20 protein-coding genes and 1 tRNA gene are annotated in these 24,044 nt (G+C 64.4%); 15 read left to right on the top strand and 6 right to left on the bottom strand.

Annotated elements, in window-relative coordinates:
• The first annotated feature begins 116 nt into the window (after nucleotides 1-116).
• The 4 genes from EGO55_RS01975 (at nucleotide 117) to EGO55_RS01960 (ending at nucleotide 5,478) form a co-directional block, all read left to right on the top strand.
• Complete coding sequence (locus EGO55_RS01975) at nucleotides 117-2,009, top strand: hypothetical protein (RefSeq protein ID WP_021689308.1); 1,893 nt, start codon at nucleotides 117-119, stop codon at nucleotides 2,007-2,009.
• Complete coding sequence (locus EGO55_RS01970; RefSeq protein ID WP_429860913.1) at nucleotides 1,981-2,892, top strand: tyrosine recombinase; 912 nt, start codon at nucleotides 1,981-1,983, stop codon at nucleotides 2,890-2,892. The genes EGO55_RS01975 and EGO55_RS01970 overlap by 29 nt, the downstream gene beginning before the upstream one ends.
• Nucleotides 2,893-2,901: 9 nt before the next feature.
• Nucleotides 2,902-3,876 carry an acetyl-CoA carboxylase carboxyltransferase subunit alpha gene (locus EGO55_RS01965; protein ID WP_021689306.1) on the top strand — a complete coding sequence of 325 codons (975 nt, stop codon included), beginning with the start codon at nucleotides 2,902-2,904 and terminating at the stop codon, nucleotides 3,874-3,876.
• 114 nt (nucleotides 3,877-3,990) lie between these two features.
• Nucleotides 3,991-5,478 (top strand): M48 family metalloprotease, encoded by a 1,488-nt coding sequence (locus EGO55_RS01960; protein WP_021689305.1) that lies wholly within the window; start codon nucleotides 3,991-3,993, stop codon nucleotides 5,476-5,478.
• 110 nt (nucleotides 5,479-5,588) lie between these two features.
• Here EGO55_RS01960 and EGO55_RS01955 read toward each other — a convergent pair whose 3' ends face one another.
• Both EGO55_RS01955 and EGO55_RS01950 read right to left on the bottom strand, forming a co-directional pair.
• Nucleotides 5,589-5,762 carry a Flp family type IVb pilin gene (locus tag EGO55_RS01955; protein ID WP_021689304.1) on the bottom strand — a complete coding sequence of 58 codons (174 nt, stop codon included), beginning with the start codon at nucleotides 5,760-5,762 and terminating at the stop codon, nucleotides 5,589-5,591.
• Nucleotides 5,763-5,863: 101 nt separating this feature from the next.
• Entirely contained in the window at nucleotides 5,864-6,061 is a 198-nt protein-coding gene (locus EGO55_RS01950) for a Flp family type IVb pilin (RefSeq protein WP_021689303.1), read from the bottom strand.
• Nucleotides 6,062-6,131: 70 nt separating this feature from the next.
• Here EGO55_RS01950 and EGO55_RS01945 point away from each other — a divergent pair, with 70 nt between their 5' ends.
• Nucleotides 6,132-6,599, top strand: coding sequence for a (deoxy)nucleoside triphosphate pyrophosphohydrolase (locus EGO55_RS01945; RefSeq protein WP_021689302.1), 468 nt, complete (start codon nucleotides 6,132-6,134; stop codon nucleotides 6,597-6,599).
• A 44-nt stretch (nucleotides 6,600-6,643) separates the two neighbouring features.
• Nucleotides 6,644-6,720: transfer RNA gene (locus EGO55_RS01940), tRNA-Arg, on the top strand.
• Between the two features lie 168 nt (nucleotides 6,721-6,888).
• Here the strand turns inward: EGO55_RS01940 and EGO55_RS01935 are convergent.
• From EGO55_RS01935 to EGO55_RS01925, 3 genes are all read right to left on the bottom strand, one after another.
• Nucleotides 6,889-7,104 (bottom strand): TonB-dependent receptor plug domain-containing protein, encoded by a 216-nt coding sequence (locus EGO55_RS01935; protein ID WP_021689301.1) that lies wholly within the window; start codon nucleotides 7,102-7,104, stop codon nucleotides 6,889-6,891.
• A 531-nt stretch (nucleotides 7,105-7,635) separates the two neighbouring features.
• Complete coding sequence (locus EGO55_RS01930; protein WP_021689300.1) at nucleotides 7,636-8,163, bottom strand: hypothetical protein; 528 nt, start codon at nucleotides 8,161-8,163, stop codon at nucleotides 7,636-7,638.
• Nucleotides 8,164-8,478: 315 nt separating this feature from the next.
• Nucleotides 8,479-8,940, bottom strand: coding sequence for an Lrp/AsnC family transcriptional regulator (locus tag EGO55_RS01925; protein WP_021689299.1), 462 nt, complete (start codon nucleotides 8,938-8,940; stop codon nucleotides 8,479-8,481).
• Nucleotides 8,941-9,168: 228 nt separating this feature from the next.
• On the opposite strand from EGO55_RS01925, the gene EGO55_RS01920 reads away from it, so the two are divergent.
• Nucleotides 9,169-9,930, top strand: a complete 762-nt coding sequence (locus EGO55_RS01920; protein ID WP_210766622.1) for a helix-turn-helix domain-containing protein — start codon at nucleotides 9,169-9,171, stop codon at nucleotides 9,928-9,930.
• Between the two features lie 173 nt (nucleotides 9,931-10,103).
• The gene (gene folE, locus EGO55_RS01915; protein ID WP_021689297.1) at nucleotides 10,104-10,712 is read left to right on the top strand and encodes a GTP cyclohydrolase I FolE; all 609 of its coding nucleotides are present in this window, start codon (nucleotides 10,104-10,106) and stop codon (nucleotides 10,710-10,712) included.
• 90 nt (nucleotides 10,713-10,802) lie between these two features.
• Here folE and EGO55_RS01910 read toward each other — a convergent pair whose 3' ends face one another.
• Nucleotides 10,803-11,282: a peroxiredoxin gene (locus EGO55_RS01910; RefSeq protein ID WP_021689296.1), complete on the bottom strand. Its 480-nt coding sequence runs from the start codon at nucleotides 11,280-11,282 to the stop codon at nucleotides 10,803-10,805.
• Nucleotides 11,283-11,518: 236 nt separating this feature from the next.
• Here EGO55_RS01910 and ahcY point away from each other — a divergent pair, with 236 nt between their 5' ends.
• The 7 genes from ahcY (at nucleotide 11,519) to addA (ending at nucleotide 23,997) form a co-directional block, all read left to right on the top strand.
• A complete protein-coding gene (gene ahcY / locus EGO55_RS01905; protein ID WP_021689295.1) occupies nucleotides 11,519-12,934 on the top strand; it encodes an adenosylhomocysteinase in 1,416 nt (471 codons plus the stop codon).
• Nucleotides 12,935-13,017: 83 nt separating this feature from the next.
• Nucleotides 13,018-15,360, top strand: coding sequence for a sensor histidine kinase (locus tag EGO55_RS01900; RefSeq protein ID WP_021689294.1), 2,343 nt, complete (start codon nucleotides 13,018-13,020; stop codon nucleotides 15,358-15,360).
• Nucleotides 15,357-15,800: a tRNA (adenosine(37)-N6)-threonylcarbamoyltransferase complex ATPase subunit type 1 TsaE gene (gene tsaE, locus EGO55_RS01895; protein WP_021689293.1), complete on the top strand. Its 444-nt coding sequence runs from the start codon at nucleotides 15,357-15,359 to the stop codon at nucleotides 15,798-15,800. Before EGO55_RS01900 ends, tsaE begins: the two co-directional genes overlap by 4 nt.
• Nucleotides 15,797-16,780, top strand: a complete 984-nt coding sequence (locus EGO55_RS01890) for an aminoglycoside phosphotransferase family protein (RefSeq protein WP_040715028.1) — start codon at nucleotides 15,797-15,799, stop codon at nucleotides 16,778-16,780. The genes tsaE and EGO55_RS01890 overlap by 4 nt, the downstream gene beginning before the upstream one ends.
• Nucleotides 16,777-17,493 (top strand): nucleotidyltransferase family protein, encoded by a 717-nt coding sequence (locus EGO55_RS01885; protein ID WP_021689291.1) that lies wholly within the window; start codon nucleotides 16,777-16,779, stop codon nucleotides 17,491-17,493. Before EGO55_RS01890 ends, EGO55_RS01885 begins: the two co-directional genes overlap by 4 nt.
• Entirely contained in the window at nucleotides 17,486-20,485 is a 3,000-nt protein-coding gene (gene addB / locus EGO55_RS01880) for a double-strand break repair protein AddB (RefSeq protein WP_021689290.1), read from the top strand. Before EGO55_RS01885 ends, addB begins: the two co-directional genes overlap by 8 nt.
• Complete coding sequence (addA, locus tag EGO55_RS01875; protein ID WP_021689289.1) at nucleotides 20,482-23,997, top strand: double-strand break repair helicase AddA; 3,516 nt, start codon at nucleotides 20,482-20,484, stop codon at nucleotides 23,995-23,997. The genes addB and addA overlap by 4 nt, the downstream gene beginning before the upstream one ends.
• Nucleotides 23,998-24,044 lie beyond the last annotated feature (47 nt).

The following is a 24,044-nucleotide window of genomic DNA, read 5'->3' as shown; positions in this document are numbered from 1 at the left end:
TTTTGGTTGGTATTGGCGGCATTCGTTGCTCTGATATTCGTCTATGCATGGGTCGATGGCGGGGAAGAGCCCCTGCACGAGATCAGCCAGCCTGTAGCGGTTCCGGGAGGGAATTCTTGATCTGGAATGCGAAGCGCGGCCTTCTGGCCGGAGGTGCCGGTCTGGCACTGGGATCGGCCCTGATCTGGTCGACGCTGGTGGTGGCGCAGGATGCGCCCGAATCGCTTCTCCCGCCGGGTTTTGACGAACCCCGGCCTACGCCCACGCCAACACCTGCCCCACGGCCGAGCGCCTCATCCGCGCAAGGGACCCCGGCACCGCGTCCGGCGCAGGCTGCGGGCGCGACATCGTCCGCGTCGAGCCCGGTTGTTCAGCCCGTGCCGATCGTCCCCAGCCAGAGCGAATCCACCCTTGCCCTGCCGGGCAAGTTGCCGTCGCTGGCAGAAATCGACGCGATGTCGAACGATGAAATCGACGAATTGTTGGGGCTGAAGCCGAAATTCGACATTCCCCCCGGCGCGCAACGTGCGCTGACGCAAGTGGGGGTGATTGACCGTGCCGAAGGCGGTTTCCCGACGCAGGCGCTGGCCGGGCAATCGGCCTCGCTCGTGCGCGCGGCGATCAAGGGGACCAAGGGGCCACTGGTGTCGCGTTGGGGGCATATTCTCTTGCGGCGCGCACTGGCCAGCCGCCTTGCCGCCCCTGCGGATATGGACCCGGTCGAATTCGCGGGCCTGCGCGCGGGCTTGCTGAACCGGATCGGGGAACCGGTGATCGCGCGTTCACTGGTGCAGGATGTCGATACCGCCCGCTATGATGCGGGGCTGATCGGCGCGGCGTTCGACGCCTATATCGGGACGGCGGATATCCTCGGCATTTGCCCGATCACACGCATCCACGGCGCCGCGCGCAAAGACCCCGAATGGCGTCTGGCCGGTTCGATCTGCGATGCCTACGGCGGGGAAGCGAGCAGCGCGAAGCGGGAATTGGACAAGGCCCGGCGCGATGGCATCGCACCACAGATCGATGTCCTTCTGGCGCAGCGGTTCGCCGTGGCGGCCAACGACGGGCGCGGGGCGGTGACGATCGAATGGGACAAGGTTTCCGAACTGAACCCGTGGCGGTTTGCCCTGGCCAATGCGCTGGGCTTGACCATACCGGAAAAGCTCACCCGCGATGCCGCGCCCTATTACCAGCGCAGCGCCGCGATTGCGCCGATGCTGCCTCTGGCGCAGCGGGCACAGGCGGCCGATACCGCGGGCCGCGAGGGCATCCTGTCATCGGCGGCGATGGTTGATCTCTATTCGCAGATATTCGCCGACGATGAAGTGACCGGCGATGTCGCCACGCGGGCCGTGCGGTTGCGCGATGCCTATGTCGCGGATACGCCGGAGAACCGCATCGCCGCCTTGCGCGATATCTGGGGGGTCGGCGAAACGCCCGATTACGGGCGGCTTGTGCTGACCGCTTTTGCCGCCGCGCGCGTGCCGGCGAGCGAGGATCTGGCCGACGATGCCGCGCCGCTGCTGGCCTCGATGCTGGCTGCCGGGCTTGATCGCAATGCCATGCGCTGGGGGCCGGTCGTGTCCGAAGGCAGCCCGGCCTGGGGTTTGCTGGTGCTGGCGCAACCGGCGCGCAGTTCGCAGGTCAGCGCCTCCGCTGTCAGCAGTTTCATCGACGATGACGGGAGCGAAGGACAGCGCAAATCGCGCTTTCTGGTGGCCGGTCTGGCCGGGCTTGGCCGCCTCGACCTCAACGCGGCGAACAGCCTTGCCGATGATCTGGGCGTCAATCTGACACGGCCCACGCGCTGGAGCCGGATGATCGACAAGGCGGCGGAAGTGAACAATCCCGCGCTGGTTTCGTTGCTGGCCGGGCTGGGGATGCAGGGCGATGGCTGGGACAAGATGACCGCGCGCCACCTGTATCACATCGTCTCGGCGCTCAATCGTGTGGGCCTGACCGCTGAAGCGCGGATGATTGCCGCCGAAGCCGTCGCACGGGGCTAGGCTGATCGGCGCGGCCGTCGACAGCTTTCTGTCCATGCTCGCGGCAGAGCGTGGGGCGGCGGCGAACACGCTGGCCGCCTATCGCCGCGATCTGGAGGCGGCGGAAGAGGTGCTGGGCGATCTGGTCACGGTGGATCGCGAATCGCTGGCACGGCTGGGCAAGGCCTGGTCCGGGCTGGCGCCATCCTCGCTTGCCCGGAAAAGTTCGTGCCTGCGCCAGTTTTTCGGGTTTCTGGTGGACGAACGCTGGCGTGTGGACGATCCTTCGGCGGCCTTGCCACGGGCCGTTACCCGCCGCCCCCTGCCACGTATCCTGACCCATGCGGAGGTCGACAGCCTGTTCGTGCAGGCGGAAACCGAAGCGGATGGCAACCGGCCCGAAGCGATACGCATGCTTGCCTTGCTCGAATTGCTTTACGGATCGGGCCTGCGTGCCACCGAACTGGTTTCGCTCCCCCTTTCCGCGGTGCCGCGCGATGCCCCGTTTTTGACGGTTACCGGCAAGGGCGGGCAGGCGCGGATGGTGCCGGTCAGCCAGAGGGCGGTGCAGGCGCTGAACCGCTGGTTGGCCCTGCGCCCGGATGACGGAAAGTACCTGTTCCCCTCGCGCGGGAAGCATCTGAGCCGGATTCGCCTGTTCCAGATGTTGAAGGAACTGGCCATCCGCGCGGGCTTGGCGCCCGAAAAGGTCAGTCCACACGTGTTGCGGCACGCCTTTGCCACCCACTTGCTGGAAGGTGGGGCCGACTTGCGGGTGCTGCAGACCCTGCTTGGCCACGCCGATATTGCGACCACCCAGATCTATACACACGTCGATTCGGCACGCCTTGTCGCCTTGGTGAATGAGCGGCATCCTCTTGCCCGAAAGGCCCATGCGGACTAGCGCAGAAAAATGATCTCATATCTCGAATTCGAAAAGCCCGTCGCCGCGCTCGAATCGCGCATTGCCGAACTGCGTGCCGCCGCGGAAGGGGACGATGTCGACATCAGCGCGGAATTGCAGCGGCTCGAGGAAAAAAGCGCCGATCTGCTGGCCAGCATCTACGGATCGCTGACGCCGTGGCAGAAAACGCAAGTGGCGCGCCACCCGATGCGCCCGCATTTCCGCGATTTCGTGGCCTATATCTTCGACGATTTTATGCCGCTGGGCGGGGATCGCTATTTCGGTGAGGATGAGGCGATCATCGGTGGGTTCGCGCGTCTGGGCGATCGCAAGGTCATGCTGATCGGCCATGAAAAGGGGCACGACACCGAAAGCCGTCTGCGCCACAATTTCGGCATGGGCAAACCCGAAGGCTATCGCAAGGCGATCCGGCTGATGGAAATGGCCGACCGATTTGGCCTGCCGGTCGTCACGCTTGTGGATACTTCGGGCGCCTTTCCGGGGGTTGAAGCGGAAGAACGCGGGCAGGCCGAAGCGATTGCCCGCTCGACCGAGGCCTGCCTTGCCCTGCGCGTGCCGATGGTGGCGACGATCGTGGGCGAAGGCGGATCGGGCGGCGCGGTGGCGCTGGCCAGCGCGGAACGCGTGCTGATGCTGGAACATGCCGTCTATTCGGTGATTTCGCCCGAAGGCTGCGCCTCGATTCTCTGGCGCACGGCCGCCAAGGCCCCGGAAGCGGCGGAAGCCATGAAAGTTACCGCGCGCGATCTTCTCAAGCTGGGCGTGATCGACCGGATCGTGAACGAGCCGGTGGGCGGGGCGCATCGCGATCCGCGCGCGGCCGCAAACGCGCTGCGCGATGCGATCGGCGAAGAACTGGACCAGCTCGAAAAGATGAGCCCCGATGCGATTTTGCGCATGCGCGAAGATCGGTTTCTCGGCATCGGTGGCACCGGGGCCGATTCGGCGGCAAAGAAGAAATAGGCTTGGCGCTTCCCGTCGGGAACAAACCCGCCCGCGTCAGGTTCCCGTTGGATTGAGGCCGTGCGGGACGTGAAGTCTCCGCACGTGTCGCCGTACATGTGGAGGAGGGCTACCATGTCGCACATCGCTCGTTTTCGTACCGGGATCACATCGCTTTCGGCGGGGCTTGTTCTCCCACTCGCGCTCAGCGGATGCATGGGGGGCGAAATCGCCTCGACCGGGACGCCGCTCAACCCCACCGAACGGCAGGAAGGGGCCAAGGCGCATCCCGATCTGGTCGCGGAATTCGGCGGTGCGGAAACCGGCCCTCGTGCAGACTATGTTGCCAATGTGACGCGCAATGTCGCCGTCCATTCCGGGCTGAGCAACGCACCGGGGGACTTTACCGTCACGCTGCTCAATTCGTCGGTAAACAACGCGTTCGCGATTCCAGGTGGCTATGTCTACGTCACGCGCCAGCTCGTGGGCCTGATGAACAACGAGGCCGAACTCGCCGGCGTGATGGGGCATGAGGTGGGCCATGTCGCCGCGCGGCATTCGGCGCGCAGACAGGCCCAGGCGCAGCAGAACGCGCTGCTGGGCGTGCTGGGGCAGGTTCTTTCGGGCGTGCTGCTGGGCGACAGCGCATTGGGCAAGCTGGGGCAGGAAGTGGCCACTACCGTGCCGCAAATGGCGACCTTGCGCTATTCGCGTACGCAGGAATTGCAGGCTGACGAACTGGGTATCCAGTATCTCCGCAACGCCGGGTATGATCCGCGTGCCATGGGCACCGTCCTGCAAAGCCTTGCCGCGCAAAATGCGCTCGACGCGCAGTTGCAGGGGCGCGATGCCAGCATGCCCGAATGGTCCTCCACCCACCCCGATCCGGCATCACGCGTGCAGACAGCGCTTGGCAAGGCGGGCGCCAATGCTGGCGGCAATACGAATCGCGACGTCTTCCTCAGCCGAATCAATGGCGTGATGTATGGCGACGATCCCAAGCAGGGCGTTGTGGAAGGGCGGACCTTTACCCACCCGGAATTCCGCCTGGCCTTCGATGCGCCGCAGGGATTCTACATGGTCAATGGCACGCGCGCGGTCTCGATCAATGGCCAGAGCGGGCGTTCGCAGCTTTCGACGGCGGCCTATAACGGCAATCTCGACAGCTATATCCGCACGGCGTTTCAGGCGCTGGTCGGGCAGGGGCAGACGCTTGCGCCCACCGCGATTGAGAAAACCACCGTCAACGGTATCCCTGCGGCCTATGGCATCGCGCGGGTGAACACCAATAGCGGTCAGGTCGATGTCGTGGTCTATGCCTATGAATTCGCGGGCAACCGGGCTTATCATTTCACCACGATCACGGCGGCGGGCCAGTCGAACGCGCTGGCGCCGATGTACAAATCGATGCGGCGGATCAGCGCCAGTCAGGCGGCGGGGATCACGCCGCGGCGGGTGGAAGTGGTGACGGTGCGCAGCGGGGACACCGTGGCCGCGCTCGCCGCGCGCATGGCCTTCGACGATGCGAAGGAAGCGCGGTTTCGCGTGCTGAACGGCCTAGGCGCGAATGACCGGGTGAGCGCTGGGCAGAAAGTGAAACTCGTCGTCCGTACCGCCAGTTAGGCGGGGAGGGCGGCAGAAGCAGGCGGCGTTCTTTTCTGTTTATTTCTGGTGAATCAAAAAAGGCGGCAGGTTTCCCTGCCGCCTTTCCTGTTGGTTAAGAGCAGAGCTAATTATGCCTTGCCCTTTTCGAGTTCGCTACCGACGTTGTCGAAAGTACCCTGGAGGTTGCTGCCGATCGTGGTCATCGCAGCGATCGCAGCAACAGCGATCAGGGCAGCGATCAGGCCGTATTCAATGGCGGTCGCGCCGGATTCGTCGCGCAGCAGCTTGCTGAAAAACTTCATTGTCATCTCCTGGTTTACATCTTCAAGTACCCGGCTCCCACCTTTTGGGGTGTGAGCAATTTTGCTTCTAGTTTGAACCTATTGATAAATTCCTAATGCGATCAGTCGTCGCCGGATTCTTCCATCGCGGTATTCACATGCTTGGTGACAATGGCCCACAAGCCGTTGGTTTCATCGGCGACGTTGCGCAGCGATGCCATGATGGCAATACAGATCAGGGCCACGATCAGGCCGTATTCGATGACCGTGACTCCGGATTCATCGTGGAGCAGTTGTTTAAGTCTGTTCAGGCTTTTCACGTTGCCGCCCTCTGGATACGGATCTGATTCAGCATTTTTTGAACGAAAAGTTCTAACGAAAGCTTTCCAGATGATGAATGCGGGGAAAAGTGACGCGCCAGACGGAGGGGCGTCAAAGAGCGAAGTGGCGGCGATATGGGTTGTTGCCGCGCTGATCCGGGATGAACACGGCCGCGTGCTGTTGCAGCAACGTCCGGCGGGCAAGGCGCACGGCGGGTTGTGGGAGTTTCCGGGCGGCAAGGTCGAACCCGGCGAATTGCCGGGCGTCGCGTTGATCCGGGAAATCGACGAGGAACTGGGGCTCGCACTGGCGCATGGTGCGCTTGAACCGGTCGCTTTCGCGGAAGGCGCGGCTGATGCGGCGGGGCGTGCGGTGGTGCTGCTTCTCTATGCCGTGGGGCAGTGGGAGGGGGAGCCCTATGCGCGTGAGGGTGGGGCATTTGCCTGGGTGGAACCCGCGGCATTGCAAGGCTATCCGATGCCGCCACTGGATATCGAACTGCTTTCTCGCATTCCGTGGAAAAACTTCTCATCTTAGGGGTTGCCACACCGAAACTTGCCCCCTATTGGCCCCCTCACAGCGCGCCCGTAGCTCAGCTGGATAGAGCATCAGACTACGAATCTGAGGGTCGGACGTTCGAATCGTTCCGGGCGCGCCAATTTTCAAAAGACTTAGGTGGAGCGGAGCCATTTGGTTGCCGCTCTTTTTCTTTCCGGCAATCAGATAGGCATCAGGCGGCTCGCCCAAATATTTCAGGACGCCGGGTGTCGTACCGACCATCTGGAACAAGGGCTGCTGGGCCTTGTGGCCTGTATCGCATCGCTGTTCATCCAAACGGGATTACGATTTCGCTCATCGCATTGCGCTGCTGAATGCCGAAAATACTGGATGGCTTTCGCGTGGTGATGGTGATGGCGCCGCCTGTGGCGTTACGGCCAAAAAGCGTCCCCTGCGGTCCGCGTAAGACCGCCACCCGTTCCATGTCGATCCTGTCGAACAGGGCGGCTCCCGGGCGCGCGTTTAGGGCACTATCGATGTCCATCGTCGTGGGGGATCGGTGTGGCTCTGACAATCGTCTGTGCCGATCCCGCGAATGCAGATATTGGCGGCGGTGGTACTTCCCGCGGTCACCGCGCCGTCGAGGCCGATGACGAGGTCGCTCAGGCAATCACATCCGTCCGCTTGGTGTTCGCATCGTTGCGCGGCTACGCCGTTTGCTGCGTCGTCCGATCGACAAGGTGAGGCTGCCGTGGGCCTGTCGGTTGAACGCAGCCTGCCGTTGTTGTGCCGTCATCGCGCGATCTCGCCCCGCTTTCGTCGTCTGTTCTTCCGCAATGGCCTCGCCAGTGTCTTCTGTCCGTCGCGGGCAAACGCGCCGATGACATCGCCCGAAGTCGTTCGCCACGACCGCTGCGATGCACCGCCGGTCCCTATCGGCTGGGTGGAACACGGCGGGAAGAGCTGGCATCGCGCCGTTGCTCCTCCCGCCAGGGTGGCTGAAACTAGAACGCAAAATGCTTTGCATCATCGAGGGTTGGGGCGAGCCAATCCATCCGCCCCGCTCTGTCCTATATTAAAGTGCGGAAGCGGTGATAGGTTCAGCGGTGAATATATTCACAATCTGTCCAGGGGTCATAATTGCTGATTTGCCGGTGATAATACCGCTGCCGAGAAGTGCCGCAACCGTGTTGCCGCGCCCTTCCTGTCTATGCTGGCCGCGTAACTTGTACGTCGATCCGCTCAGGCGGACTGTGCGGAAGACCAGTTCAAATTTCGCGGATTTACCGACAATGCCCTTGCCGGTTCTCCATGTGACTTCAGCTTCAACGGGTGCACCCCGAGGAATTACAACGATGCCCTGATAGCTGACATCGTTAACCACGAGGAATTCTCGTGTGGTGCCTTCCTTCATCTTCTTTGAGGTAATCTCTTGAGCAGGCGTTACCTCCACCAACGTATTTATCGGCAGGGTGATGGTGCGCGGTGCAGGAACCGTGACAGGAGAAGCCTGCGATGGCTCCTGCGTCACATCCTGTGCTGCAAGGTTGCTCGCCGCAGTAATGCACGCGGACAGTGTGACGGCCCAAACTAACTTTTTCATATTGCCCCCAAAATTGCCCCCGCGTCCCCGTGATGCGGGAGTTGCAATGTTCTCGCATCCAATATCGCGCGCGCCACGATCCATATATGGCGGTACATTAATTGTCTGCGTCGTTTCTGTGATTAGATCAAATTGTCATGTATTAGACAATATGTCTCGCGCATCACCGGGGTGCGGCTGTAAAACCTGAATATTATCTTATGATATATACCTGAATATACAGTCATTAGGGGCTGTGGTGTTCAGAATATCGGCATCACCTTCCCCCGCGTGGTGATTGTTGTGCGGGTTTCTCCAAGGGCGCGCCATCGCGCATCAGGTGATCTTGGCGACCAGTGCGTTGTATTTCAGTTGGCGAACGGCCACTGAGGTTTCGACATGATGGACGCCGGGAAGGGCAAGAATCCGGTCGGAGGCGAGTTCGGCCAGTTCGCCCAGTTCCTCAAACAGGCACATGGCCAGAATGTTGAACGACCCCATGGTCAGCAGCACTGCGTTGATCGGGTCCATGCGCGAGATCAGTTCCGCGATTTCGCGCTGGCGCACTGTGTCCGCCTGAATCCGGATTTTGCCGAGCCGTGATTTGGAGGCCAGTTCGAGGCCGGTAATTGCCGTAAAGCTGATCAGATTTTCATGCTGCAACCGCTTGATCCGGCTGCGCACGGTGCCTTCGGTCACCCCGAGGTCGGACGCGATACGGCGATTGGAAACCCGCGCATCCCCCGAAAGCAGGGCGATAAGCTGACGGTCCATATCGTCGATCAACGGGGCGCTCATAAAGGGGCCGCTACCAGAATTGCCATGGCGTAGAGGCGTTTGCCCCGGTCAGCGGGAGCACCGATGTGGTGAGTAACCGTGACATACGCTTTGCGTAGTTTGCCCTTCTGTGTGTTACGCGAATAGCCAATCTGGCGAGGCCTTTCGTGCAAGGCAAGTGGAATTTATGCGTTATCCGCCGTTCCCTTCTTGCCAATTCGCGTCGAATGTCATCATCTGGCAGCGACAATGCGACACGATTCCACCAGTTCGGCCATGGTCGCCCTTTTGCGCAAGGAATTGCGCCAGGCGGGGTGGACCGCGCGCAAGCTGGCCGTGGAATTCAAGATCAGCGAACCCACGGCCAAACGCTGGCTGGCGGGCAAGGGGCTGACGCTTGAACGGATCGAACAACTGGCGGATCTGTGCGGCATGGGCATTGCCGAACTGGCCCGCGAAGCCGAACACGCCCAGCCGGGCATGACGCGCGAACTCACATTGGCGCAGGAACGCGAACTGGCGAGCGACGTGTTCCTTTCCTTCCTGTTCATGACGATTGTCGGCGGAATTTCGCCGCAGGAAACAGCGGAGGATCTGGCGGTTCCCGCGCATATGATGGAAAGCGCGCTGGCCCGGCTGGAACGGCTCGCGCTGATCGATCGGCTTTCGGGCGGGCGGGTGCGTTCGCTGGTCGATCGTTCGATGCTGTTCCGCAAATCGCCCATGCGCGCGCTGTTCGAAGCGCGCATGAAGCCAGCGTTTCTGGCGATCGATTTTTCCTCCGCCAATGCGGTCTATGCATCCGAAGTGATGAAGCTGTCGGAAGCCGGGGCGGCGATGCTGGCGGAACTGATCGAGCAACATCGGCGCGATGTGCAGGCGCTGGCCGAACGTGACCGGGATTCGACGCTGCTGACGCGCAAATGGTATGGGATGCTGTGCGCGGCGCGGCCGCTTGACCTGATCTTGCTGAGCGAGGCGGTGGGCAAGACCGGCGGGCCGGAAGCGTAGAAAGGAACGCTGGCAAAGAAATAATATATGGCATACGGTTTTGTGCTGTCGTAACCATGGTCTTCGCGTGATCGGGTGGTCGACAAGCCGTGATCAATATGGCTAAGGGCTTGGATGCGTGGCGCAACCGGGTCGCGCGCCGAATAAAGATGACTTGAGAAGGGGAAAGCCGAATGAGCAGCCTGGTAGGCCCGGACGAAGACGATCCGCGCGGCAAGGCACCAGTTCCGCAGGATGTGCAGGAAGCCATCCGCACCTTGATCCGCTGGGCCGGGGACGATCCGGAGCGGGAAGGCCTGCTTGACACGCCCAAGCGCGTGGCCCGTGCGTGGAAAGAATATTGCAGCGGATACGATGACGATCCGGCGATTCACCTGTCGCGCATTTTCGAGGAAGTGGGCGGTTATGACGAAGTCGTGCTGCTGAAGGACATTCCTTTCCAGTCGCATTGCGAACATCACATGGCGCCGATTATCGGCAAGGCGGCGATTGCCTATCTTCCGAAGGACCATGTGGTCGGCATTTCGAAGCTGGCCCGCGTGATGCACGGCTATGCCCGCCGGTTGCAGATTCAGGAACGGCTGACCGCCGAAGTGGCGCAGTGCATCTGGGACAATCTCAAACCGCGCGGCGTTGCCGTGGTGATCGAGGCCAGCCATGCCTGCATGACCGCGCGCGGGGTGCGTACGCCGGGGGTGACCATGGTTACCAGCCAGATGATGGGCGTGTTCCTCGAAGACGAACGCAGCCGCAAGGAAGTGCTCAGCCTGATGGGCTACTGACCGGCCGGGCCAATGCCCCTGTCACGAAAAAGGGCGCCCTGTGGGGCGCCCTTTGCGTTTGGCACGGCCGCAGGGCCGTGATCTGCCGGATCAGATCTGGTCCAGCAGGTATTCGGCCGTGCTGACCTTGAATTCGCCCGGCGCTTCGACATTGAGTTGTTCGACGACACCGTCGTTCACCACCATCGACCAGCGCGAACCGCGCTGACCAAGGCCGAAGCCGCTGCCGTCCATCGTCAGGCCGACAGCCTGCGCGAAATCGCCGTTGCCGTCAGCCAGCATGGTCACATCGCCGGAACCGTCACGCTGGCCCCATGCACCCATGACGAACGCATCGTTCACGGCGGTGCAGGCGATTTCATCAATGCCCTTGGCTTTCAGTTCGCTGGCCTTTTCGACGAAGCCCGGCAGGTGCTTGGCCGAACAGGTCGGGGTAAACGCGCCCGGCACGGAAAACAGGGCCACTTTCTTGCCAGCGAAATAGTCGCTCGACTGGACTTTGTCCGGGCCATCCGCAGTGGCTTTCACCAGCGTGACATCCGGAAGTTTGTCCCCAACGGAAATGCTCATCGATTCATCCTTTCGTTTCTCCAACCGGGTGCACGCATAAGCGGGCGAGGGGGCATACCGCAACCGCTTTGCAAGCGATCCCGGCCGGGCGCACGGGCCATGGCGAAGGGCGGCACGTCGCAACCATGGTCGCAAGCGTTTGCGTCGCTGGCGGCAAGCGGCTAAAGGCGGCCCCTGACCGGCGCGGCTTTCATCGTTGCGCCTTGATTTTCGCGCTTTTCCCGGGAGTTTCGAGAGTGGCCACTGCCTCCGTCCAGAACGCCAGCCAGGACTATGTCATCAGGGATCTGTCGCTTGCCGAATTCGGCCGCGACGAGATTGCCATTGCCGAAACCGAAATGCCCGGATTGATGGCGCTGCGTGCCGAATACGGCGCGGCCCAGCCGCTGAAAGGCGCTCGGATCACCGGTTCGCTGCATATGACGATCCAGACCGCCGTGCTGATCGAAACGCTGACGGCACTGGGCGCGGACGTGCGCTGGGCGACCTGCAACATCTTTTCGACGCAGGATCACGCTGCCGCCGCGATTGCCGCGCAGGGCATTCCGGTGTTCGCGATCAAGGGCGAAAGCCTGGCCGAATACTGGGATTACGTCGGCCGGATTTTCGACTGGGGCGATGATGCCACCTGCAACATGATTCTCGACGATGGCGGCGATGCCACCATGTTCGCGCTGTGGGGCGCACGGGTCGAGGCCGGGGAAGCCTTGCCGCAGCCGGGCAATGCCGAAGAAATCGAATTTCAGCGCGCGCTGAAGGAATTCCTCGCGCGCAAGCCGGGCTACCTGACCGCGACGGTCAAGGCGATCCATGGCGTATCCGAAGAAACCACCACCGGCGTTACCCGCCTCTATCAGCTGGCCAAACAGGGCAAGCTGCCGTTCCCCGCGATCAACGTGAACGACAGCGTGACCAAGTCGAAGTTCGACAACCTTTACGGCTGCAAGGAATCGCTGGTCGACGCCATCCGCCGCGCCACCGATGTGATGCTGGCCGGCAAAGTCGCCTGTGTTGCCGGGTTCGGCGATGTGGGCAAGGGATCGGCCGCGTCGCTGCGTCAGGGCGGGGCCCGCGTGCTGGTGACGGAAATCGATCCGATCTGCGCGCTGCAGGCCGCCATGGAAGGCTATGAAGTCGTCACGATGGAAGAAGCCGTGACCCGTGCGGATATCTTCGTGACGGCCACCGGTAACGAAGACGTGATCACCGCCGAACACATGAAGGCGATGAAGAACATGGCCATCGTCTCGAACATTGGCCACTTCGACAGCGAAATCCAGATTTCCGCGCTGAACAACTATAGCTGGAAAGAAGTGAAGCCGGGCACCGACCTTGTGACCTTCCCCGATGGCAAGCAGATCATCGTGCTGGCCAAGGGGCGTCTGGTGAACCTCGGGTGCGCAACGGGCCACCCCAGCTTCGTGATGAGTTCCAGCTTCACCAATCAGGTGTTGGCGCAGATCGAACTGTTCACCAAGGGCGAAGGCTATGACAACAATGTCTATGTTCTGCCCAAGCATCTCGATGAAAAGGTGGCTGCGCTTCACCTTGAAAAACTCGGCGTCAAGCTGAGCAAGCTGAGCCAGACACAGGCCGATTATATCGGGGTTCCGGTCGAAGGGCCGTTCAAACCCGATCACTATCGCTACTGATTCTGCTGAAAACGGGCCCGGTTGTGTGCCGGGCCCTGTTCGGCCCATTGTAAATTGCGCGGGCCGGGCATAGCGATGGCCGCATGACGCTTTCCGAAACCGCGCTGGTCCTCATCGGACTTCTGCTCGCCGCCTGGACTTTGGGGGCTGGCTGGCTGATGCTTTCGGCGCGCACGGCGATGCGTCGGGCCGAAGGCGGGCGCAAGGCGGCGCGGCGCATGGCGCGGATGATCGACGAAGCCCCCGCGATTCCCATGCTGGTGCGGGCCGATGGCCGGATCGAGGCGCCGCAGCGGCTGGCCGCATGGCTGGGGCTGGAGGCCGTGCCCGGATATCTGAGCGAACTCGACGCCGGGGATGCCGGAATTGAGGCAGGGCAACTGGCCGAACTCGCCGAAGCGGTGCGTGTGGCGCAGAAGACCGCCACCCCGTTTCGCATGGCGGTGACCCCGCGCGGATCGCGCCGCAGCCTCGCCATGCGCGGTTATCTGGTGGATTCGCAAGTGGCGCCGGGCGGTGCGGCGCTGGTCTGGGTGTTCGATTTCAGCGAAAGCGAGGCGGAACTCGCTGAACTGCGGGCAGAAGCGGCCCATGCGCGCGATGAATTCGTTGCGCTGGTCGGCCTGATCGAAGCCGCGCCGATCCCGATGTGGTTCCGGGGGCCGGATGCGCGGTTGCGGCTGGTCAACTCGGCCTATGTGCGGGCGGTGGGCGCGTCCGATCCGGGCAGCGTAATCGACCATCAGATCGAATTGATCGAGGCGGTGGATGGGTTGACCGCGGCGCAAGTGGCGGATCAGGCGCGGGTACGGAACAAGGCAATCGCGCGCGATGTCAGCGCGACGATCGATGGCCAGCGGCGCACCCAGCGCGTCAGCGACATGCCGCTGGGCGAAGAAGGCGTGGCGGGTTACGCCATCGATGTCGAGGAGCTGGAAGAACAGGACCGGGCCTTGCGCGCCTTTCGCGATGCCCAGCGTTCGATGCTCGATCTGTTGTCGGTTGGCGTGGCGCAGTTCGATGGCAAGCGCCGCCTTGCCTTTGCCAACGGGCCGTTCCTGCGGATTTTCGCACTCAAGCCCGCGATGCTGATCGATGCCCCTGATTTTGAACAGTGGCTGGCCATGGCGCGGGATAACGAACGCCTGCCCGAACTGCGCGATTTCCCTGAATGGCGGCGCGAACACGTGCAATGGTTTGCCGCGGGCGAACCGCGCGAGGAAGCCTGGCCGCTGCGCGATGGCACGCATCTGCGTATTATCGCCCAGCCGATGCCCGATGGCGGGCTGGTGCTGATCGCGGAAGATCAGACCGAACACCTCGCTCTGTCGGCCACGCGCGACACGCTGCTGCGGACCCGCACCGCCACGTTCGATTCGCTGTTCGAATCGCTGGCCGTGTTCGCGCCGGATGGACGGATGCAGATATGGAACCGGCGGTTTGCGGCGGACTGGGGGCTGGAAGAGGAATTTCTCGATCGCCATCCGCGGGTGGAAGGGCTGCTCGAAAAGATTGCCGTGCATCTGCTGCAGCCCGAACAGATCGAGGCGATTTCCGGCGTGGTCCGCGCGGCGACGCTGGATCGCAAGCAGACCAATGGCGAAGTGGCGCTGGCGGACGGGCGCATTCTCGAATTTGCCGGGGTGCCTTTGCCCGATGGCAATGGGCTGCTGACAGTGCTGGACGTGACCGCATCGCGCAAGGCGGAAGAGGCGCTGCGCGAACGCAATATCGCGCTGGAAGAAGCCGATGCGGTGAAGACGCGGTTCCTCGCCAATATGAGCTATGAATTCCGCACACCGCTGACCTCGATCGGCGGTTTTGCCGAATTGCTGGAAAGCGGGATCGCGGGCGAACTGAGCCCGCAGGCGCGCGAATATGTCGATGGCATCCTGTCTTCGGTGGAGAAGCTGGGCGACCAGATCGAAACCGTGCTCGACCTGACGCAGAGCGAGGCGGGCCTGCTGCCGCTGGCGCTGGAAGAAGTCGATATGATGCCGTTCGTCACCAAATTGGTGCGCGAACGCGAACAACGGATTCTGGATGGCGGGTTGAGCCTCAACCTGCGGGGTAATCAGGCGGCCGGGAAGGTTCAGGCCGACCGGCGCAGGCTTGGCCGTGCGCTGGGCCATATTCTCGACAATGCGATCACCGCCACGCCATCGGGTGGGCGGATTCTGATCGATGTGTCGCCGGGCAAGCAGGGTATGCAGGTCGTCGTGTCCGATAACGGCGAAGGGATGACCGTCAACCAGCTGGCGCATGCGCTGGATGGCTACCGGATCGCGGCCGATGGCAAGGGCGTGGTGCGGCGGCAGGGGCTGGGGCTGCCGCTGGCGAAGCAGTTGATCGAGGCGCACGGCGGGCGGCTGGAACTGATGTCGCAAAAGGGCGTGGGCACCACGGCCACGATTATCCTGCCATGACGCGCGATCTGCCCGATCTTGCGGCGATGGAGCGGTTCGGCGGGGCCATTGCCGAGCGGTTGCGGCCGGGCGATGTGGTGGCGCTGTCGGGCGGTCTGGGCGCGGGCAAGACCACGCTGGCGCGCGCGATCATTGCCGCGCTGGGGCATCAGGGCGAAGTGCCGTCGCCCAGCTTTGCCATTATCGAGTCATACGAATCGCCCATGTTGCGGCTGCCGCTGGTCCATGCCGATTTCTATCGCCTGGACGACCCGGCAGAGGTGGAGGAGCTGGGATTGGACGATTATCGCCACGGCGCGGCGATGCTGGCGGAATGGCCGGAACACGCCGGTGGCTTCGCGCATGAACCGGCCTGTTTGTCGATCAGGCTGGAACATGGTGGAGAAGGGCGGATCGCCATTGTCGAACCGGGTGTCGATTGGCTAGACCGCTGCCCATGACGACACGCTTGCCGGACGGCATCAATTCATTCCTTGCTGGGGCAGGGTGGGGTGGCAGTGTGATAGAGCCGCTGCCCGGCGATGCCTCGTTTCGGCGGTATTTCCGCATTCGCGATGCGGATGGATCGCGCACGGCGATGATGATGGATGCCCCACCGCCGGAAGAAGACACCGGGCCGTTCCTCCACGTCGGCCACTGGCTGACCGATAACGGGCTGCGGGCGCCCGCGATCTACGCCGAAGAGGGCACGCGCGGGTTCGTGCTGATGGAAGATTTTGGCGATGTGCGGATGCGCGATCATCTCGACGATGCGCCGCAGGATGAAGTGGCCGCCTATCGCACGGCGATCGATGCGCTGGTGGCGTTGCACCGCCTGCCGCCCGGGCCGTTCGATCCCTACGACATGGCAGTCTATCAGCGCGAAGCCGCATTGCTGCCGGAATGGTTCTGCCCGGCGGCGGGAATCGCGGTGGATGCGGAAGGTTATACCGCCGCGTGGGACGAAGCGCTGGCCCCGATGCTGGAACGCCAGACGCCGGGCGTGACCGTGCTGCGCGATTATCATGCGGAAAACATCATGATGCTGCCCGACGGGGCGCAGGGCCTGATCGATTATCAGGATGCGCTGGTCGGCCATCCGGCCTACGATCTCGTCTCGCTGTTGCAGGATGCGCGTCGCGATGTCTCGCCCGCGCTGGAACGCACGATGCTGGACTACTACGCCGCGCAAGCAGGCGCTGGCCCCGATTTCGAAGCGGACTATGCCCGGCTGGGTGCGCAGCGCAACGCCAAGATTGTCGGCATTTTCGTCCGCTTGTGGAAGCGCGATGGCAAACCGCGCTATCCCACGATGATCCCGCGCGTGTGGGACGCGATGGAGCGCGATCTGGCCCATCCGGCGCTGGCGCCCGTGGCCGCGTGGTTCGATGCGAACATTCCTGCGGAACTGCGCGAACGGCGCGGGGGCGGGCTGGTATGAAACCGCTCGCCAGCGATACCGCGATGGTCATGGCGGCCGGGCTCGGCAAACGCATGCGCCCGCTGACTTCCACCCGGCCCAAGCCGATGGTGAAAGTGGCGGGCAAGCCGTTGATCGATCACGCGCTGGACCGGCTGGCGAGCGCGGGCATCGCGAATGCGGTGGTCAATGTCCACTACCTGCCCGATTCGTTGGAAGCGCATGTGCTGGCGCGGCAGGCTCCGCATTGCGTGATCTCGGACGAGCGGGACCTGCTGCTCGAAACCGGGGGCGGCATGGTCAAGGCGCAGCCATTGCTGCCCGATCCGTTTTTCTGCCTCAACAGCGATAATCTCTGGCTCGAAGGGCCGCAGGATTGCTTCCACCAGCTTTCCCAATTGTGGGACCCGGCAACGATGGATGCCCTGCTGCTGATGGTGCCACATGCCGGTGCCCGCAATTATCGCGGATCGGGCGATTTCTATCTCGATCCGCTGGGCCGGGTCAGCCGCCGCCGCGCGGAACGGGTTGCGCCGTTCATCTACACCGGCATCCAGCTCGTTTCACACCGGCTGCTGCGCGACCCGCCCACCGGGCCGTTTTCCACCAACGTGTTGTGGGACCGGGCGATTGCCGATGGGCGGCTCTACGGCACGACTTTTACCGGCCAATGGTACGAAGTGGGGGACCCCGCTGCGGTTGCCGCCACTGAAGCCGCAGTCAACGGTGGCTGAACGTAGCGGACCCGAGGTTTACGCGATTGCCGCCCATCGGGGTTTTGCCGATGCGCTCGTCGCGGGCCTGCTGCCGCGTTATCGCGAGGAGGATATCGGGCTTGCCCGGCTGACACTGCTGCTGCCGAGCCAGCGCGCCGCCCGCACGGTGAGCGAGGCGTTCATCCGGCTGGCGGGTGAACAGGGGCTGGCGGGGCTGCTGATGCCGCGCATGGCGGTGGTCGGCGATCTCGATCTCGATGAAACGCTGGGGCCGCTGCTCGATCCGATCGGGGCGGGGGCGGATATCCCGCCCGCTGCCGATCCCACACGTCGCTGGCTGCGCGTGGCGCAATTGATTGCGGAAGAGGCCGGGGCCGATGCCCCGCGCGGGGCGGCGCTGCTGCGGCAGGCCGAACAGCTGTGCCGCACGATGGACCGCCTGCTGGTGGAAGATATCGCGCCCGAAGCGCTGATGCAGGAACCCGTGATCGGCATTGTCGGCGAACAGGCGGCACATTGGGCGGAATCGACCCGGCTGTTCCTGAGAGTGCAGGTCCGCTGGCTTGCCGAACTGGAGGCACGGGGCGAACTGGATGCCGCGGCGCGGCGCAATCGCCTGTTCGACCATGCCGCGCGGCGTTGGGCCGAAACACCCCCGGCAACCCCGGTGGTGGCCGCCGGTGTCACCAGTGCCGCCCCGGCGCTGGCGCGGCTGCTGCGGGTCGTGTCGGAAAGCCCGCGCGGGGCGGTGATCCTGCCCGATTTCGATCTGACGCTCGATCCTGCCGTGTGGGAAGAACTGGGCTGTGCCGGTGCCCCTGTGGAGCCGGGCGGGCCGCCGTTCGGCAGTGACGATGCGATCACCCATCCGCAATATCACCTGAAGCTGTTGCTCAATCGCATGGGGATCGCGCGCAGCGAAGTGCGCCCATGGCATCGCGCGGGGTTGGGCGCAGCGCCGCCCGAACGCAGCCATGCGATTTCGAGCCTGTTCCTGCCGCCACGGGCAAGCGCGGCCTGGGCATCGCTGCCGCCGGAAAGCCGCCGCCTGTCGGGCGTGCGCCTGATGGAAAGCGCCAATCCCGAAGAAGAAGCGCAGGCGATTGCCCTGCTGATGCGCGAGGCGCTGGACGTGCCCGAACGGCGCGTGGCGCTGGTCACCCCGGATCGCGGGCTGGCGGGGCGGGTCACCGCGCATCTGCGGCGCTGGCATATCGAGGCGGACGACACCGCCGGGCGCGCGCTGTCGCAGACCCCGGCTGGCCGGGTGCTCTTGCTTCTCGCCGAAGTCATGGCCGAACATGCCGCCCCTGTGCCGCTTTGCGCCCTGTTGCAGCATCCGCTGGTCGGTGGCGGGGAAGGCCGCGCCCTGTGGCTGGAACGCGCCCGTGCGCTGGAATTGCGGCTGCGTGGCCCGCGTCCACCACAAGGGCTGGAGTCATTGCGCGCCCGCGTTGCCGCGCTGGCCCGCCGCGATGCCGGGGCAGAGGCGTGGTGGGACGGGATCGCGGCGATCCTCGCCCCCTTGATGCCCGGGGATGCGGGCGAACCCCTGCCGCTGGCTGCGCAGATCGATGCCCTGGCCGCTGCGGGGGAGGCTTTGTGCGGGCTGGCGCTGTGGGGCCGGGAAGATGGCCGCGCGCTGTCCGCGCTGGTGGAAGACTTGCGCGCCCGCGCGGACGAGGTCGGTACCATGCTGGAACCGCTGGCCCTGCCTGCGGTGCTGCGCGATGCGATGGACAAGGTGGCGGTGCGCCCGCCTTATGGCGGCCATCCCCGCGTGGCGATCTACGGCTTGCTGGAATCGCGGATGAGCCGTGCCGATCTGGTGATCTGCGGAGGCCTGAACGAAGGCAGCTGGCCGCAGCCGCCGGGGCCGGACCCGCTGTTGCCGCCCGCCGTGCTGCGCGCGCTGGGCGTGCCGGGGGCGGATTTCCGGATCGGGCTGGCCGCGCACGATCTTGCCGGGGCGCTGGGTGCGCCCGCCGTGGTGTTGAGCCGGGCGCAGCGCGACGGACAAGGGCCCGCGATCCCGTCACGGTTTTTGCTGCGGGTGCGTGCACTGCTGGGCGAAGACCTGCTGGCCGCGCATCAGGAACAGGGCATGGTGGCCTTGGCGCGGGCGTTGGACCATGCCGATCCCGCACCGCGTTACGAACGCCCCGAACCGAGGCCGGGGGCCGAACAGCGCGATGTCGCGCTGGCGGTGACCGCGCTCGACCGGCTGCGCGGGGATCCCTACCAGTTCTATGCCAGCGCGATCCTGCGGCTGCGCAGTCTCGATGCGCTGGATGCCGCGCCTTCGCCTGCATGGCAGGGCACTGTGGCGCACCGTATCCTGCAGGAATGGCACGAACAGGGCGGGGACTTGCGCCCGATTGCCGAACGCGTGCTGGATGAAGAAAACGCCCATCCGCTGATGCGGGGGCTGTGGCGGCCGCGCCTCCTGGCCGCGTTGGACTGGATCGCAGCGGAAATCGCACGTCTGCCCGATCGGGAAATCGTGGCGATCGAGGCGGATGGCGAAATGGTGGTCGATGGCGTGCGCATCCATGGCCGGGCCGACCGGATCGACCGGCTGGCCAATGGCGAACTGGCGATTGTCGATTACAAGACCGGTAGCCCGCCTTCCGCCGGAATGGTGATCAAGGGCTATGCCCTGCAACTGGGCTTGATCGGCCTGATGGCGCAGGCCGGCGGCATTCCCAAGGCCACGGGCGAGCCGAGCCATTTCGAATACTGGTCGTTCGGCAAGCACGCCAAAAGCGAAACGGGCTTTGGCTATCGGGTGGAACGGATCGCAGAAGGCCGTAGCAAGGGCTTGAAACGCGAAGAATACCTTGATGTGACCATGGGCTTTCTGCGCGACGCCATCAGCCGCTGGATCAAGGGGGATGACCCGTTCACCGCGCGGCTCAATCCCGATTATCCCGGCTATGCCGATTACGACCAGTTGATGCGGCTGGACGAATGGCAGGCGCTTGCCGGCGATGCGGAGACGGGGGAATGAGCGGCAAGGTCTTCCCGCTGCATGGCAATCAGAAGCTGGCCGTCGATCCGGGGGAAAGCGTGTGGTTGTCGGCTTCTGCCGGAACGGGCAAGACGCAGGTCCTCTCCGCACGGGTGTTGCGCCTGCTGTTGCAACAGGGGGTGCAGCCTTCGCAAATCCTCTGCCTCACATTCACCAAGGCGGGCGCGGCGGAAATGGCGGTGCGCGTCAACGAAGTGCTGGCCAACTGGGTGCGGATGAGCGACCCGGCGCTGGGCACCGATCTTGCCGCGATTGGCGCGGACAATGGCCCCGAAACGCGGGCCCGGGCGCGGACCCTGTTCGCCAGCGTGCTCGATTGCCCCGGTGGCGGGCTGCGGATCGATACGATCCATGCCTTTGCCCAATGGCTATTGGCGACCTTCCCGGCAGAAGCGGGCCTGACGCCGGGATCGCGCGCGATGGAAGATCGCGAACGCGAACTGCTGGCGCGCGAGGTTCTGTCGGAAATGCTGCTGGAGGCGCAGCGGCAGGGCGACATGGAAACCCTGTCCGCGATTGAAACGATGAGCCTGCTCAAAGGCCCCGATGCGGTGCAGGGCTGGTTGATGCAATGCGCGGCGGCGGGGGATCTGTGGTTTGGCGAAGGGGCATGGCAGCCGCCCTTGCGCCCGCGCATCTGCCGCGCGCTGGGCATCGCCAGCGATGCCAGTGCCGCTGATGTGGCGGTGCTGTGCACCGATGCGGCATTCGATGTGCAATCCCTGCGCGCTTGCCTCGCCGCCAATCAGGGCTGGTCAGCCAAGACCGGGCAGGAAAACGCGGCGGTGATTGCCGATTGGCTGGCCGCCGATCCGCCTGCACGGCTCGAACGCATCGGCGATCTTTATGCGGTGTTCCACACGCAGGCGGGTAAATTGCGGGCGTGGGCCGCGCAGGAAAAAGTCGATCCCGGCTATCCCGGCCATGTCGCGCGCGTGGCCGATAGCGTGCAGCGCGTGCGCGATATGCTGGCGCTGGTGGACCTTGCCGATTTTCTCGCCCCGGCGCTCACTCTCGGCCGTACTTTCGCGCTGGCGTGGGACGAGGCGAAAACGCGTGAGGGCTTCGTCGATTTCGATGACCAGATCCGCCGCGCAGCCGCGCTTTTGCGGCGTAGCGATATGGCCGACTGGATTCGCTACAAGCTGGATCGCCGGTTCGACCATGTGCTGATTGACGAGGCGCAGGATACCAATGCCGAACAATGGGCGATCATCCATGCGCTGATCGATGACTATTTCACGGGCGAGGGCGCGCGTGACGGCATGATGCGCACGGTCTTCACCGTGGGCGATTACAAGCAGGCGATTTTCCGTTTTCAGGGGACCAGCCCGGAAAACTTCGAAGCGGCGCGTCAGCGGGTGAAGCGCGAGATGGCGCATGCGGCGGACAACGCGGCCGACTTGCGCGACCGGCACCAGCCCCGCAGGCTGCAGGAATACGGGCTGGGCGCATCCTTCCGCACATCGGCGCAAGTGCTGGAATTCGTCGATGCCGCGATTGACCGGATCGGCTGGGAACGGTTCGGTCTGAAAGATCGGGCGGAACCGCACGTGGGGCAGGACCGGCCCGGCCTCGTGGCGCTGTGGCCCGCTGTCGGGGCGCAGGCGGATGGCGACGACGATAGCGGTGACAACAGTGGGCCGGGCGATGAACCCGAGGCTGGCGATGAAGGCGCGGAAGGCTGGCTGTCGCGGCCCGATCGGCAATTGGCCGACCGGATTGCGCGGCAGGTGCGGTTGTGGATGGATAACGGCTTCCCGCTGGTCAAAGGCGGCCATCGCAATGCCGGGCCGGGCGATGTCATGGTGCTGGTGCGCAAGCGCAAGGAACTGGCCGGGCTGATTGTCGCGCGCCTGCATGCGGCGGGTGTGCCGGTGGCCGGGGTGGACCGGCTGCGGCTGGGCGCGCCGCTGGCGGTGAAGGACCTGATGGCCGCGATCCGTTTCGCTGCGCAGCCGCTGGACGATCTCAATCTCGCCAATCTGCTCGTTTCCCCGCTGATCGGGTGGAGCCAGCAGCAATTGCTCGACCATGCATGGCGACCCAAAGGGATCGCGCTGTGGGACCATCTGCGCGCCTCCACCCATGCCGATGTGCGGGCCACGCTGGCCGGGCTGCTCGAACTTCTGGCCCGGGCCGATTTCGAACCGCCGCAGGCGCTGCTGCACTGGATTCTGCTCGGCCCGTGGCAGGGGCGGCGCAATTTGGTGGCGCGGCTGGGGGGCGAGGCGAACGACCCGATCGACGAACTGCTGAACGCCGCCCATGCCTATGCCAGCGCGCATACGCCCAGCTTGCAGGGCTTTATCCAGTGGTTCGATGTCAGCGACGGCGAACTGAAGCGCGAGGCGGATTCCGCGAACCATATGGTCCGAGTGATGACCGTCCATGGGTCCAAGGGCTTGCAGGCGCCGATTGTCATTCTGGCCGATGCGGCGGGCAATCCCGATACCAGTCTGGTGCGCGGGGTCACGCTGGACGACGTGCCGCCCGGCGGCGGCAAAGTGCGCGCGGTGCCGTTGCCCGGGCTGGTGAAGGATCAGAAAGTCGGCCCGGTGGCCGCAGCCGAGGCGCGGCTGCTGCGCGAAGAACGCGAGGAACACTGGCGTCTGCTCTATGTTGCGATGACGCGGGCGGAAGAGGCGCTGTTTATCGCCGGATCGCTGGGGCCGCGCGATCGGGGTGCCCCTGCGCCGGATAGCTGGTTTGCGCAATTGGCCCCGCTGTTCGAGACCGAGCCGGTGCCCGATCCGGTCTGGGGCACGCGGCGCGAATGGGGCGTTCTGCCGCCGCCGGTACCGCACGGGGCTGCCGGGGTGGGTGAGGGTAACCCCGCCATGCCCGCACGTCCGGCCTTGCCCGATTGGGCGGTGCAGGCGGTCGGCCCCGAACCGCGCCCGCCACGCCCGCTGGCCCCTTCGGCGGCGGGGGAGGATGAATCCGCCGATCCGCCATTCCCACCGGGCACCCGCGCCGATGCCGCGCGGCGCGGCGTGCTGGTACACCGCCTGCTCGAACGGCTGCCCGAATTGCCCGAGGACGCCCGCGTTGCGGCGGGGGAACGCTGGCTGGCCACCCATGCGGGCGATGTCGACGATGCGGCCCGGCGCGCCATGCTCGATTCCGCGCTGGCGGTGCTGGCGATGCCCGAATGGGGCCGGGCGATGGCATCGGATGCCCTGGCCGAAGTGCCGATTGCAGCCACTGTGGGCGGGCAGGTGATCGCGGGCACGATCGACCGGCTTCTGGTGACGGGCGACACGGTCACATTTGTTGATTTCAAGACGACCCGCCGCCCGCCCGAGGATGCCAGCACCATTCCCCTGGGCACATTGCGCCAGATGGCCGCCTATGCCGCCGCGCTGGAAGCGATCTATCCCGGCCGCGCCGTGCGTGCGGCGGTGCTCTACACCCATGCGCCCGTGCTGTTGCCGATTGCGCCCGAAGTGCTGGCGGCGCACAAGCCGGAATTGCAGCCCACGCAGTAATCCTTTTCCGGCCTGCTTATTGGCAAGGGCGGGCTGGGTGCCTAGAT

The sequence above is a fragment of the Caenibius tardaugens NBRC 16725 genome (genome assembly GCF_003860345.1).
Classification (GTDB): Bacteria; Pseudomonadota; Alphaproteobacteria; order Sphingomonadales; family Sphingomonadaceae; genus Caenibius; species Caenibius tardaugens.
Note: the sequence above shows the minus strand (reverse complement) of the source record. Positions and strands in the feature narration are given on the sequence as shown.